This window comes from Blautia coccoides (assembly GCF_034355335.1).
GTDB lineage: Bacteria > Bacillota > Clostridia > Lachnospirales > Lachnospiraceae > Blautia > Blautia producta.
Map to the genome: position 1 here is coordinate 4,096,400 of NZ_CP136422.1, position 13,262 is coordinate 4,109,661.

At 48.8% G+C, this 13,262-nt stretch carries 13 protein-coding genes and 1 pseudogene; 1 reads left to right on the plus strand and 13 read right to left on the minus strand.

From position 1 onward, the window contains the following. Positions 1 to 188: 188 nt before the first annotated feature. The 12 genes and pseudogenes from spoIVB to BLCOC_RS27810 form a co-directional block, all read right to left on the minus strand. Positions 189 to 1,391, minus strand: a complete 1,203-nt coding sequence (gene spoIVB, locus BLCOC_RS18420) for a SpoIVB peptidase (protein WP_226828079.1) — start codon at positions 1,389 to 1,391, stop codon at positions 189 to 191. Positions 1,392 to 1,472: 81 nt separating this feature from the next. After that, on the minus strand, positions 1,473 to 3,158 hold the full coding sequence (gene recN / locus BLCOC_RS18425; RefSeq protein WP_115623001.1) for a DNA repair protein RecN: 1,686 nt from the start codon (positions 3,156 to 3,158) through the stop codon (positions 1,473 to 1,475). 5 nt (positions 3,159 to 3,163) lie between these two features. Next, positions 3,164 to 3,634 (minus strand): arginine repressor, encoded by a 471-nt coding sequence (gene argR / locus BLCOC_RS18430; protein WP_018596507.1) that lies wholly within the window; start codon positions 3,632 to 3,634, stop codon positions 3,164 to 3,166. Positions 3,635 to 3,680: 46 nt separating this feature from the next. Then, the gene (locus BLCOC_RS18435; RefSeq protein ID WP_018596508.1) at positions 3,681 to 4,541 is read right to left on the minus strand and encodes an NAD(+)/NADH kinase; all 861 of its coding nucleotides are present in this window, start codon (positions 4,539 to 4,541) and stop codon (positions 3,681 to 3,683) included. Positions 4,542 to 4,545: 4 nt separating this feature from the next. After that, the gene (locus tag BLCOC_RS18440) at positions 4,546 to 5,355 is read right to left on the minus strand and encodes a TlyA family RNA methyltransferase (protein ID WP_115623002.1); all 810 of its coding nucleotides are present in this window, start codon (positions 5,353 to 5,355) and stop codon (positions 4,546 to 4,548) included. Then, complete coding sequence (gene dxs / locus BLCOC_RS18445; RefSeq protein WP_115623003.1) at positions 5,352 to 7,214, minus strand: 1-deoxy-D-xylulose-5-phosphate synthase; 1,863 nt, start codon at positions 7,212 to 7,214, stop codon at positions 5,352 to 5,354. Before dxs ends, BLCOC_RS18440 begins: the two co-directional genes overlap by 4 nt. A gap of 14 nt (positions 7,215 to 7,228) precedes the next feature. Beyond that, on the minus strand, positions 7,229 to 8,131 hold the full coding sequence (locus BLCOC_RS18450) for a polyprenyl synthetase family protein (RefSeq protein ID WP_115623004.1): 903 nt from the start codon (positions 8,129 to 8,131) through the stop codon (positions 7,229 to 7,231). After that, on the minus strand, positions 8,121 to 8,342 hold the full coding sequence (gene xseB, locus BLCOC_RS18455; protein WP_115623005.1) for an exodeoxyribonuclease VII small subunit: 222 nt from the start codon (positions 8,340 to 8,342) through the stop codon (positions 8,121 to 8,123). Before xseB ends, BLCOC_RS18450 begins: the two co-directional genes overlap by 11 nt. Before the next feature lie 3 nt (positions 8,343 to 8,345). After that, the gene (gene xseA / locus BLCOC_RS18460) at positions 8,346 to 9,578 is read right to left on the minus strand and encodes an exodeoxyribonuclease VII large subunit (RefSeq protein WP_115623006.1); all 1,233 of its coding nucleotides are present in this window, start codon (positions 9,576 to 9,578) and stop codon (positions 8,346 to 8,348) included. Continuing rightward, on the minus strand, positions 9,575 to 9,982 hold the full coding sequence (gene nusB / locus BLCOC_RS18465; RefSeq protein WP_029468496.1) for a transcription antitermination factor NusB: 408 nt from the start codon (positions 9,980 to 9,982) through the stop codon (positions 9,575 to 9,577). The genes xseA and nusB overlap by 4 nt, the downstream gene beginning before the upstream one ends. Before the next feature lie 190 nt (positions 9,983 to 10,172). Next, positions 10,173 to 10,553 carry an Asp23/Gls24 family envelope stress response protein gene (locus BLCOC_RS18470; RefSeq protein WP_018596515.1) on the minus strand — a complete coding sequence of 127 codons (381 nt, stop codon included), beginning with the start codon at positions 10,551 to 10,553 and terminating at the stop codon, positions 10,173 to 10,175. Between the two features lie 12 nt (positions 10,554 to 10,565). After that, positions 10,566 to 10,703, minus strand: a pseudogene (locus BLCOC_RS27810) (hypothetical protein); the annotation flags it as partial. On the opposite strand from BLCOC_RS27810, the gene BLCOC_RS18475 reads away from it, so the two are divergent. Beyond that, a complete protein-coding gene (locus BLCOC_RS18475; RefSeq protein ID WP_131918259.1) occupies positions 10,654 to 10,905 on the plus strand; it encodes a hypothetical protein in 252 nt (83 codons plus the stop codon). The pseudogene BLCOC_RS27810 and the gene BLCOC_RS18475 sit on opposite strands and share 50 nt — an antisense overlap. An 81-nt stretch (positions 10,906 to 10,986) precedes the next feature. Here BLCOC_RS18475 and BLCOC_RS18480 read toward each other — a convergent pair whose 3' ends face one another. Continuing rightward, positions 10,987 to 13,260: an oxidoreductase gene (locus BLCOC_RS18480; RefSeq protein WP_029468495.1), complete on the minus strand. Its 2,274-nt coding sequence runs from the start codon at positions 13,258 to 13,260 to the stop codon at positions 10,987 to 10,989. Positions 13,261 to 13,262 lie beyond the last annotated feature (2 nt).

Consider the following 13,262-nt stretch of genomic DNA (forward strand, 5'->3'; position numbering starts at 1 on the left):
CATGTCATGTTGCTCTTTTTCTTCAGTAAATGACGGGCGCCCTGTTGAATCGTCATTTCTGAAGACTACTTGTATTATATTATCAGTTGTTTTCATAATCAAGCTAAATCATCTTACAACTTTCACCGTATTCTGTCACATTCATCATTTATTCGACATCTAACCTGATTTTGCAGATATTTTTTTGCCTAATCTTCCAGCATCTTTTCAATAAAAATGCCGTAACCTTTGGTAGAATCCTGTACAAAAACATGTGTCACGGCGCCAATCAATTTTCCGTTCTGTACAATCGGGCTTCCGCTCATACCCTGAACAATTCCTCCGGTTGCCGCAAGAAGCTCGGGATCGGTCACCTGTATGGCAAAAGCTTTGTTTGTATCCGCCTGGTCTCTGTAAATATCTGTGATATTTACTTGATAGGCTTTCACTTCACCTTCCAAATCCGCCAGGATCTGGGCCTCCCCGGTCTCTACCTCCTGTTTGTAGCCCACTTCCATGGAGGTCAGGGGGAGCTTATACATGCATCCATCATTGACGGAACCGAAGATTCCTTTTTCTGTGTTGACATCAATTGTCCCTATCTTTTTGCTGTCATCGTAATCAATATAGCCTGAAAGTTCCCCCGGATTGCCTTTTGTGCCTTTTAGTACGGATACGATCTGTGCCTGATACAATTCTCCGCCGGAGATATCCAGAAGTTCCCCTGTGTCTGTGTCACTGATCCCATGACCCAGTGCCCCATAGCTTCCGTCCTCCTCCACATAGGTCAGCGTACCGATACCCTGGGTGTTGTCCCTGACCCAGATTCCCAACTTATATTTCTGGTCTTCACCTAAAACGGGATCAATGGAGATAGGCACTTCCTCTTCCCCGCGTTTTACAAGAAGGGTGACAGGCTTTCCGTCACAGTCGTGGATCCTGGAGATCAGATCTTTTTTGGAAGTCACAGCTTCCCCGTCAACCTGCAGGATGTAATCCCCTGATTTGGCAATGTTAGCGGCCGGCTCACAGGGAATTCCATCGCTTCCTATGATTTCCCCTGTATCAACGATCAAAACTCCTTCTGTGTCCATATAAAGGCCTATGGGCATGCCGCACACAGATACCCATTTGTCCTCTACAGTCTCAACTTTCACATCCTTCAGCGGAACTACTCCCAGCAGGCTGCATGGTATCCGGTAGGTGCCGCTGTCTGCCACGTTCAGGGTCTCCGGGTAAGTGACCAGGGGATTATCCAGCATTTTGCTGATACCATCCTCATTTCCTGAGCGGACATACAGTGTATCCGGTATGGAGTTTTTAACCTCCTTATATCCCATTGTGCCGGCTGCAATAATATCTGCTATTAAGAATACGAAAAGAAGGCGCCGATAATTACGCTTTTTCGACAAAAAATCACATCCTTTCATAATTTTTTTTAAAAGAAAAAAGGATACACTCTTGTGTACCCTTTTTAGTATGTGATGATTCATCTATTTCAATCTTGTATTTTTTTGTTGACGTGCCAAATCTTTCATTTCAGAAGCATTGGATAATACGGCATCTGTTATCCTGTCACCGCCCAGCATCCTTGCAAGTTCCCTCACAGAATCCTGTTCTCCCAGCTTTTTAATGATGGTCCGTGTCCCCTGGTTTTCCACTTTTTTTTCAATAAGGAAATGGAAATCCGCCTGGGCCGCGATCTGGGGCAGATGGGTGATGCACAGCACCTGATGCTGTCTTCCGATGACCGCCATCTTTTCTGACACTTTCCAAGCAGTTCTGCCGCTGATCCCCGTGTCAATTTCATCGAAGATCAGGGTTTCCTTCTCGTCCCTGTCAGCCAATATGGTCTTAATGGCAAGCATGATCCTGGAAAGCTCACCGCCTGACACCACTTTTGTCAGATCTTTTACCGGCTCACCGGGATTGGTGGAGATCATAAAGCAGATACGGTCTACACCATTTTCTCCGAAGGACTCACGTCTTATAAAGTCTATCCTGAATTCCACTTCAAGGAAGTTCAGATCCTTCAGTGCCTGGGTGATCTCGCATTCCAGCTTTTCCGCCCAGGTTTTCCTGGCCTTTGTTAAGTCATTGCTCTTCTGCGTAAGCTCTTCTGCTTTTTCAGACAGCTCTTTTTTTAGACGTTCCCTGTAAAGCTCAAAATTCCGGAGACGTTCCAGCTCCTTCTCCTTCTCTTCTTTATAAGAAAAGATCTCAGAAATAGTTTTTCCGTATTTTGCCTTGAGATGATTCACAAGATTCAGCCTCTCCTCAAGCTGCAGAAATTCTTCCTGAGAAAAGGAAAAGTCGTTTAAATAGGAGGACAACTCCCTGTTAAAATCGCTTAAAAGTGCATCCACATCATTCAGGGACGCATACAGTCCGGACAAGTTCTCATCAAACTCTGTCACCTGGGCCAGACGGCGCACAGCTCTTCCGATCCTGTCCGCGCTTCCATCCCTTTCATATCCGGTCTGCTCATATATCTCGTTCAGTGCCTCTGTGATTTTTTTGCCGTTGATCAGGCGGCGGTATTCTGTCTCCAGCGTTTCATCCTCGCCTTCCGTCAGCCGGGCATCCTCTATCTCACCAATCTCAAATGCAAGAAAATCCATCTCCCGCTTCCGCTGTTCCCGGTCAAGCTGGTAGGTGGACAACTCTTTTTTCAGATCCGCATATTCCCTGTAAAGCCTGCCCACAATCTCCCTGCCGGACAAAATATCCTCTCTGCCGTACGCATCCAGAATATCCATTTGTTTTTCCGGATATAATAGGGATTGATGTTCGTGCTGACCGTGAATATCAAGCAGATAGGACGCGGCTTCTTTTACCGCGGATACCGTACAGGTTTCACCATTGATCTTGCATATACTTCTGCTCCCGGTAATTTTCCTGCTGATTATAATCTGCCCATCCTCAGGAAAAATATCCATAGCCTTTAAATGTGACGCTGTTTTTTCATTCACTTCAAAAACCAGCTCCACAAAAGCAAATTCGGCGCCTTCCCGTATCATTTCCCTGGAAGCTTTCTGTCCCAGTGCCAGATTGACCGAGCCGATGAGTACGGATTTACCTGCACCTGTCTCACCTGTGAGAATGTTCAGGCCTTCCGCAAAATCCACTTCTATTTCATCGATCAGCGCCAGATTTTTTACATGTAAATGTACCAGCATACTCTCTACCTTGTACTCTCTTCATAAGCATTGATGATTTTTTTTATTTTATCCATTAAAATGATCGTATCGTCTGTACTTCTGTTGATGCAGGCAATGGTATCATCTCCTGCAATACAGCCCACCACTTCACTGTAATTCATATTGTCAAGAGCCGCACCTGCTGCATTTGCCATACCGGAAACCGTTTTGATCACCAGAATATTCTGCGCCATCTCCATGGATAGAAAGGCATCCTTGAGAACCCTTATGTACTTTTCACTGTTCTGGCTGTCCCTCTGTCCCATGACCGTATATCTGGAGCCGCCGTCCGGCCTGGCGATCTTCATCAGCTTCAGCTCCCGGATATCCCGTGAAACAGTGGCCTGCGTCACCGCAAAGCCGGCCTCCTGCAGTTTCGCAGCCAGTTCTTCCTGTGTCTCGATGTCATACTGATTGATCAAATCTATGATTTTAGAATGTCTGGCAATTTTCATGATTCCCTCCTTGTATGGATTTTTGCCCGCAACTGTAAATCCGCTGTCAATTTTTCATTTTCCGCCGCAGCACTTCCAGAAAACTGATATTGCTGATCTTCACGATCTGGGTATCCCTGACGGAACGCCTGATCACGATCCTGTCGCCTGTTGTCATGATCACATTGGTATCCCCGTCAAAGGAGGCAACCGCCCGCGCCATGCCTTTCTGCCTTCCCTCGCCGATCTCCACGGTGATCTCATCATCCGCCGGAAAGATCACACTTCTCGTGTTCAGGGTATGGGGTGCCACCGGTGTCATGATCAGAATATTCGTCTCCGGTGATACAATAGGTCCTCCTGCGGAAAGGCTGTAACCCGTGGAACCCGTTGCCGTGGAAATAATGATCCCGTCTGCTGTATAGGAATTCAGGAACTCCCCGTTTACAAAATTATGAAAACGTGTCACCCGAAGAGGTCCTTCCCTTCCGATCACAATATCATTGAGTGCCACATCCTCAGCCATAAGCTCTCCCTGATGATAGACCCTTCCGCTTAACATCATCCGCTTTTCGATGGTATACTCGTCAAGCATGAGGTGATTCAGGGCCGACTCGATACTGGAATGGTCAATCTCCGCCAGATAACCCAAGGTTCCCAGATTAATGCCCAGAAGAGGGATCTGACGGTCCACCACATCCCTGGCCGCATGGAGAAGCGTGCCGTCCCCGCCCAGGACAATAACACATTCCACCCCTTCCGGAATGGTAGACGCATCTGTATAATGATTGTCGGCATCTCTCTCACAGGATTTCTCTGCCCCGATGGTGCACATTTTTCCCTTGCTTTTGAGATATGCCTCCGCCTTTCTGGAAATTTTCAGTCCTTCGTCTTTTTCACAGTTGGCAATGATAAAAAAATTTTCCATTTGTCTATTTGTCCAGCTCTCTGTGCGCCTCGCTTACCACTGTATGAACGTCCAGAGCGGCATCTTCTGCTGGCTCTTCTCCATCTTTTTTCTTTAAGTGCAAAAGGTACTCAATATTGCCTTCCGGGCCTTTGATCGGTGAAAACTCCAGGTGCAGGGCAGCAAATCCAATACTTTTCGCATACTCCATCACTTTTTCTATGACCTCTTCGTGCACCTGCGGATTTCTGACCACGCCTTTTTTGCCCACCTTTTCTCTTCCAGCCTCAAACTGGGGTTTGATCAGGCAGACGATCTCGCCGCCTTCCAGGAGCAGCTCCCGGACAGGCAGGAGCACCTTTGTCAGTGAGATAAAGGATACGTCTATAGACGAAAATCCGGCTCTCTCTTCCAAATCCTCAGGCACTACATACCGGATATTGGTCCGCTCCATGCAGACCACCCGCTCATCATTTCTCAGTTTCCAGTCAAGCTGTCCGTGCCCCACATCAATAGCATAGACTTTCACAGCGCCGTTTTGAAGCATGCAGTCTGTAAACCCACCTGTGGAGGAGCCTACATCCATGCACACTTTTCCTTCCAACGTGACGCCGAAGCGGTCCATGGCTTTTTCAAGCTTCAGGCCTCCTCTGCTCACATATTTCAGCGTACTGCCCCTGACTTCTATCTTCACTGTATCGGCAAACATAGAGCCTGCCTTGTCCTCTTTCTGGTTATCCACATAGACATTTCCTGACATAATAATGGCTTTTGCCTTCTCTCTGGAAGGTGCAAGCCCCTGTTTTACCAGCATTACATCCAGACGCTCTTTCATCCTTCGTATGCCTCCTTGATCTTCTTGTATATAGACAGAGCATCGATGCCCACTTCTTTTTTCAGTACCTCCGGATTGCCGTGGGAGATAAACACATCCGGAACAGCCACGATCTCCACTTTCACTCCGGGATGATTCTCATGCATATAGGAGAGCACAGCGCTGCCGAAACCTCCTGATCTTACGTTTTCCTCCATGGTCACGATCACTTTGTGTTCCTCTGCCAGGCTGTCCAACATCCCGGTATCAAGAGGCTTCACAAATCTGGCATTTACCAGGGTGGGTGTCTTCCCATCCTCTTTCAGCATTCTGTATACTTCCTCTGCTGTCCTGACCATACTGCCAAGGGGAAGCAGGGCAATGTCCCGGCCCTGAAAGATCATCTCACTTTTACCGTACACCATGGGTTCCCTGTACTCCTCCAGACCGTCGTAGGCTGTTCCCCGGGGATAACGGACTGCAATGGGACCATTGTGGCGCACTGCGAATTTCATCATATCGGAAAGCTCCCATTTATTTTTCGGAGCCATCACTGTCATATTGGGGATCATAGAGAGATAGGATAAGTCAAAACATCCCTGATGCGTCTCCCCGTCACTTCCCACAATGCCTGCCCGGTCCACAGCAAATACCACGTGCAGATTCTGGAGACATACGTCTTCGATGACCTGGTCCATTGCTCTTTGAAGAAAAGAGGAATAGACCGCTACCACAGGGATCATTCCCCCAAGAGCAAGGCCTGCCGCAAACGTCACAGCGTGTTCCTCTGCAATCCCCACATCAAAAAAGCGCTCCGGGAACATATTGCGGAAGCGTTTCAGCCCTGTGCCGTCCGGCATGGCCGCTGTGACAGCTACCACACGCTCCTCCCTGTCGCCGAATTTTCTCATGACCGTAGAAAATATATCTGTGTAATTGGCCTTCCCGCTGTTTGCCAGGGGAATACCGTGTTCCAGATCAAAGGCCGCTGTGCCGTGGAACCTGGCCGGATGGCGCATGGCAGGTTCATACCCTCTGCCTTTCTCTGTCAGAACGTGGACCAGTACAGGACCTTCCACTTTCCTGGCCTCATTGAACACCTGGATCATACGGCCGCAGTCATGGCCGCTGATGGGTCCCAGGTATTTGATTCCCATATCCTCAAAGAACATGCCAGGAATGATGAGCTGTTTGATACTGTCCTTTGTCTTGTGTATCCTCTGTACCATGGCAGGCCCGATCCCCGGCACCTTGTTCAGAGTACGTTTCACCTCCGTCTTCAGTCCTGTGTAGTAATCTGCAGTGCGCAGGTTGCTCAGGTACTGGGAGATGCCGCCCACATTCTCAGAAATGGACATTTCATTATCATTGAGGACAATAATAAAATTCTTTTTTAACTGTGCCGCGTTGTTGAGGGCTTCATAAGCCAGACCCCCTGTCAGGGCGCCGTCCCCGATCACAGACACCACCCGGTAATCCTCATGTTTTAAATCCCGGGCACTGACATAGCCCACCCCTGCTGAAATGGATGTGGAACTGTGTCCTGTATCGTAAGCGTCACATGAGCTTTCCGACCGCTTGGGAAAACCGCTGAGTCCGCCAAATTTTCTAAGTTCATCAAAGCCTTCCTTCCGCCCGGTCAGGATCTTATGGGTATAGGACTGGTGTCCCACATCCCAGATGATCTTGTCCTTCGGCAGATCAAAGACATAGTGCAGAGCCATTGTCAGCTCCACAGCCCCCAGATTGGAAGCCAGATGTCCTCCTGTTCTGCTTAAATGTTCCAGCAGAAATTCCCTGATCTCCTGTGCAAGCTGCGGGAAATTCTCAGGTGGAATCTTCTTGATATCGTTTTCTTTTTTTATCTGCTCTAACAGCATTTCTTACTGCACCTCTATTTTCTGCGGGTGCAAAGTGAGATCAGCAATTCTGTGAGAAACTCTTTTTCTCCGGGAAGCTCCTGCAAAAGCCCAATGGCTTCATCTGTCAGAATCCTGACCTTCTCTCCCGCTTTTTCAATTCCTTCCAGGGTCACATATGTGGTTTTATGGTTTTTCTCGTCGCTGCCCACGGCTTTTCCAAGCTCCTTGGTGCTGCCTGTCACATCCAGGATATCGTCCTGGATCTGGAAAGCAATACCGATACGGCTTGCCGCCTGTTCAATTTTTCCTGTCTCCTCTTTCGATGCCCCTGCCAGCACAGCGCCAATCATCATGGCGCATTCGATGAGGGCCGATGTCTTATTCTCATAAATATAGTCGAGCATTTCCCTGGAGAGGGGTTTTCCGTCGTTTTCCACGTCCACGCCCTGGCCTCCCAGCATTCCGTGAATGCCGGTTTTCCTGCCCAGGATCTTAAGGGCCTTGGCAATCCTCATCTGCATGGACTCTTCCCATGCACAATCCATATCAAAAGCGGTAAACGCTGTCTCATAGGCATAATTCAGCAGGGCATCCCCTGCCAGTATGGCCGCCGATTCCCCGTAGACCACATGTGTTGTCTTCCTTCCCCTGCGGTACTGGTCATTGTCAAGAGCCGGAAGGTCATCGTGGATCAGGGAGTGTGTATGCACCATCTCCATGGCTGCCATAAACGGCTCCACCAGTTCTTTACTGCCTCCCAGCATACGGTACGTCTCATACATAAAAACGGGGCGCAGACGCTTTCCCCCTGCCAGCATACTGTAGTTCACAGCCTCTGCCATATTTTTTGAAAATCCTGACTCCTGGGGCAGATATTTTCTGATGACCTTTTCCGCCAAATCTGTTCTCTTCTGTAACTCTTCTTTAAAATTCACTTAACTCACCATTCTCATTCATCTTGAGCATCTTTTTTTCCACAGTATCGATTTTATTGCTGCACTGCTTCAAAAGCTCCATGCCCTGCTGGTACATGGTAAAGGAGTCTTCCAGGGAAATCTCCCTGCTCTCCAGTTTCTCCACAATGCTATCCAGTTCTTTTAGGGATTCTTCTATGGTCTTTTCTTCTGCTTCTTTTTTTGCCGCCAAATATCACACCTCCTCAAAACCGGTTTGTCTGCCTCTGCCTAAAGCCTGCGTATAGGAAACATCCGCGGCGATACAGCCGTCGCTTACCTGGATATACAGAGTATCGTCGGCCTTTACCTGCTCTATGCTGGTCACTGCGTGGTGTTCTGTATTCTCCACATAGGAAAATCCCTGATTCAGCTTTTCAAGAGGTGACAGTCCTTTCATCCTCTCAATGTAGATGTCCAGGCTTCTTCTCGCCATATAAATCTGATTCTTCATGGCTGCCTCCATCTTGTCCTCCAAATCCATCAGATACCGGCGTTTTTCCCGTATCTGATTCTCCGGACTTAAGAACCGGAGCTTATTCTGATACAGACGAAGATGCTGGCCAAGAAGCAGAACTCTGTTCTCCACACTCCTTGAAAGCTTTGCCCTGTAGTCTTCAAATGTCTTAAAAAGCATACGCACATCGCCCACTGCCAGCTCTGCCGCCGCAGATGGCGTAGGTGCCCGCAGATCCGCCACAAGATCTGCGATGGTGGTGTCCGTCTCATGTCCCACGGCTGAGATCACTGGCGTCTTACAGTTGAAAATGGCCCTCGCCACTTCCTCCTCGTTAAAGGCCCACAAGTCCTCAATGGAGCCTCCGCCTCTTCCCACGATCATCACATCCACCCCGTAGTCATCCAGCATTTGGATTCCCTTTACAATGCTCTCCTTTGCGCCTTCCCCCTGTACAAGGGCAGGGTAGAGGATGATCTGCACGTATGGATTTCTTCTGCCGGCCACATTCCTGATATCCTGCACAGCTGCTCCTGTGGGCGCTGTGACCACCCCCAGAGTTCGGATGTGCTTTGGTATGGGCTGCTTATAATCCTGGACAAACATGCCCATCTCTTCCAGTTCACGCTTCAGAGCCAGGTAGCGCTCGTATAAAAGTCCTGCCCCTTCCAGGGTGATCTCTTTTGCGTAGAGCTGATATTTTCCGTCTCTTTCGTATACATTCACACTGCCGCCCACGATCACCTTGTCCCCGTTTTTCATCTGAAACGCCAGGCCTTTTCTGGACCCTGCAAACATCACGCAGGCCATGGCTCCTGTCTCATCCTTCAGGGAAAAGTATATATGACCGGAGGTGTGGTATTTACAATTGGATACTTCCCCTTTTATATAGATCTTATTTAAAAGGAAATCCTGTGTGAACATATTTTTAATGTAGGTGTTCACCTGTCCTACAGAGTAGACACTGTTCATGACAGCTCCTTGGCGATCTTTCCTAAAATACCATTGACAAATGAAGAGGAATCATCACCGCCGAATTTTTTGGCCAGCTCCACCGCCTCATTGATCGCCACCTTTACAGGCACGTCCTCATCATATTTCATCTCATAAACAGCAAGTCGCAGAATATTTACATCTACCTTACTCATACGGCTCACTTTCCATCCGGAGGATGACTGATTCAAAATACCGTCAATCTCGGCAAGACGCTCCAGAATCTTTTCGTATTTGTTCTGCATATAGGCCTCATTCATGGGGGCCAGTTCCTCCAGTGATTCAAAATACATCCGAATCTGCTCAGGCATCTCCTCCGACTGATTAAATTCTCTCAAAAACAGGAGCTTGAAAATATGCTCCCTCATTTCTCTTCTACCCATGGTAATCCTCCGTTTGTGTTTGTAATTGATGCAATCCTCGTAATTGATGCAGTTCCTCATAACTGTAAAGGTATGAAACAGTTACGGGGCCTCTATAAAGAAAAGGTGCCCTTTTTGTAAAAGACACCTTTTCATTTTTCTTTTCTAAAATGCTGTGCTTCACTTGTCAGGGTACTTAACGGCTTTCACCTTATTTGGTCTTTTCCATCTCCACACTGGCAATCCGCACATTTACATCGGAAACGTTCAGACCTGTCATATTTTCAATTGCAGACTTTACACGCTCCTGCACTTTTTTGCTGGTTTCCAGGATATTGAAACCATACTCAATATTCAGAGCCAAATCTACACATACAACATCCTCAAGCACGTCCACTTTGACGCCCTTGGAAAGATTCTTCATGCCCAGTTTGCCTACCAGTTCATTGGTGATATTCCCTGCCATGGAGCCGACACCGTCAACCTCTGTAGCAGCCAGTCCCGCAATGATGGCGACTACTTCGTCAGCAATCTGCACTTCACCCAGGGAACCGTTATCATGTATCTTATACGTATTTCTGTCTTCCGCCATAGTTTCAACCTCCTATAGGAAAATCTCCTGGTTGTTATTATACCAAATTCCTGCGGAAATTAAAAGAGATTTTTTTTTGGTGAGGGCGGACGGAGGGTGGATGAAGGCGGACGGAAGAGGATGGAAATTACTTTTGGCAAGCTGTGCGTCACAGTTTGTGGGATATTTGGCTGTTCACAACTGTCTGGCTTTCTTGTTCTTTCATCACCTTTCGGCAAGGAAAACCAGGGATGGCGGGGAAGGCTGGTGTCCTCTTATGGCAGACATTGCGTCAGTGAGCCTGAAAATCCATCACTTACGGAGACTTGGCGCGAAGTCTTTACTGAGCGTCTTAGTCGAAGTTAGTGATTAGTTGAAGGGGAACGAAGCTGGCTGCCATAAGAGGACACCAGCCTCCCCCGCCATCCCGTCCCTCCTGCCAAAATATTACCGCTTAAATTCCCCTTGCCAAACGGTATGCAGCGCGGGATGCTTCAAGTACTCTTCCGCCAGAGAAGCTGTCACCGATGTTGTAGAGTTCTTTGGCTGCATGTAGTCTTAGGCCTTCCAGGTATAGGCTTTCATCCGGTCTTCCGCCCATGGCGAATATTACCAGATCGGCGGGAAGTTCCTGGTTTTCTGTCTCGGGTCCGATCTTTTTGGCCAGGGGGTTGGCTATGTTCTCAGGCAGTTGGGGCTGCCAGGTGTTGTAGGGGTCCGGTACGCCTTTTGAAATGTTTTTTTCGATCTGGACACTGCCTTTTGTAAAGCCTGTCACTTTTGCGCAGTTTAGAAGCTGTACACCGGCTTTTTCCATGTAGTGGATCAAATGGTATCGGTTGGCTGTGCAGGCGCCGCTCATAATGTAGGGCAACATCTCCACCACTGTCACGTCGCATCCTTTTTCGTATTTGAGCCAGTATGCTGTCTCGCATCCTACAACGCCGCCGCCGATGACTACGGTTTTCTTTGCTTTTCCCAGTTTCTCCGGCTCGCAGAGAAGGTCTGTGGCCTGTACCCAGTCTGCCTGGTCCACACCTGGGATTTTGGGTACTACACTGGTGGTTCCGATATTATAGACAATGGCATCAAAGTTTTGCTCTTTCAGCCATTGGGTGTCTGCCTCTACACCGGTGCACACGGTAAGACCGCCTTTTTCCTCTGCCAGATGTACCTCTCTTATGAGGTACTCCAGATAATTCTTAAAATCAAATTTGATCTTTGGTCTGCTGCCGGGTACCACCTTGCCGCCGAGTATTTTTTCCCGCTCAATCAGTGTCACCTGATGTCCCCGGGCAGAAGCGGTCAGGGCAAACTGCATGCCTGAGGGACCAGCTCCCACAACTGCGATCTTCTTTGTGTTCTCCGCTCTCGGCAGTGTCTCGGGGATCACATCCTCAAACCCGGTTCTGGGGTTCACTGCGCATTGAGGATGGCCGCCCTCCACAAACTCGTTGATACAGCCCTCCTGGCATCCGATGCAGGGACGGATTCTCTCCACCTCTCCGGCATATGCCTTTCTGCACCAGTCCGGGTCAGCCAGAAGGGGCCGGCCCAGCATGACAAGATCACACATACCGTCTCTTATGGCCTTCTCCGCCAAATCCGGATATCCCAGTTTGCCCACCGCCACAACAGGCACTTCCAGACCGGCATTGGTCTTTACTTCCCTGGTCTTGAAATATTTCTTTGCGATCCTGGAAATATCCAGGAAGCAGCCTGCCGGCATACCTGCCGGGGGATGAGGCAGCCACCAGTTATCATAGCAGCCCAGATCCACATCAAACATATCTACGCCTGCTTTTACCAGGTTTTCCATATAGCGCAGGGTGTCATAGATGGTTCTGCCGTTTGTAAATTTCTTCAGGGATCTCACACTCTCCATCCGCTCTTTGTAGGTCTCATTGAGAGCCAGGGACAGATCGATCCTGTACATGATGGGATAGCTGTCCCCCACCCGCTTTCTGATCTCCCGTACCAAGTCCAGGCCAAAGTTTTGCCAGTAGGCGTATCTTCCCGCTTTTCTTCTGTTGAAGGCCGGGTTCGTGAGCTGGTCCAGCAGATATCCCTCATGCCCGTGCAGATAGACACCATCAAGGCCTGCCGTCTTTGCGTCGGATGCCGCCTGTCCACCATTTTTTATGATCTTGTGAAGGGCCAGATCCGTAAGCGGCAGACAGGGAAGCTCCGGGATGTAAAAGTTGGGATTCAGGGATGCCGAACAGGGGAGCTTCATCTCATTGATGACACACTGAGGCGGTCCCACTCTTCCGAGTCCCGGGGTGAGCTGGATGAAAATGCGGCTTCCGTACGCATGGACACCCTGTGCCAGATCCCTCCATCCCGAAAAAACAGTCCGGCTTCTGTCGATCCTCGGGAAAAAACTCAACTTCCCCGGCTCTGTCACTGTATTGTCAATACCGTGGCTGATGGGGATCAGTCCTGTTGTGAGAAGACCGGTGCCGCCTTTTGCCCTGGCAAAGAAATACTGGAGCATCTTGTCACTGGGCCGCCCGTTCTCCTCACACATGTTCAGGTTTCCCATAGGTGCCATGACCACCCTGTTTTTCAGTGTGATGCGGTTGACCCGAATAGGTGAAAAAATTGCGTCATAGGGGTAAAGCTCTTTACTCATGACAGCACAATGACCGGGACAGTTTTCTTTTTCCTCCTGCACCCAGCTCCCGTAGCTGTCTACCAGCTTCTGAACGATCTTATCTGTTTTCAAAC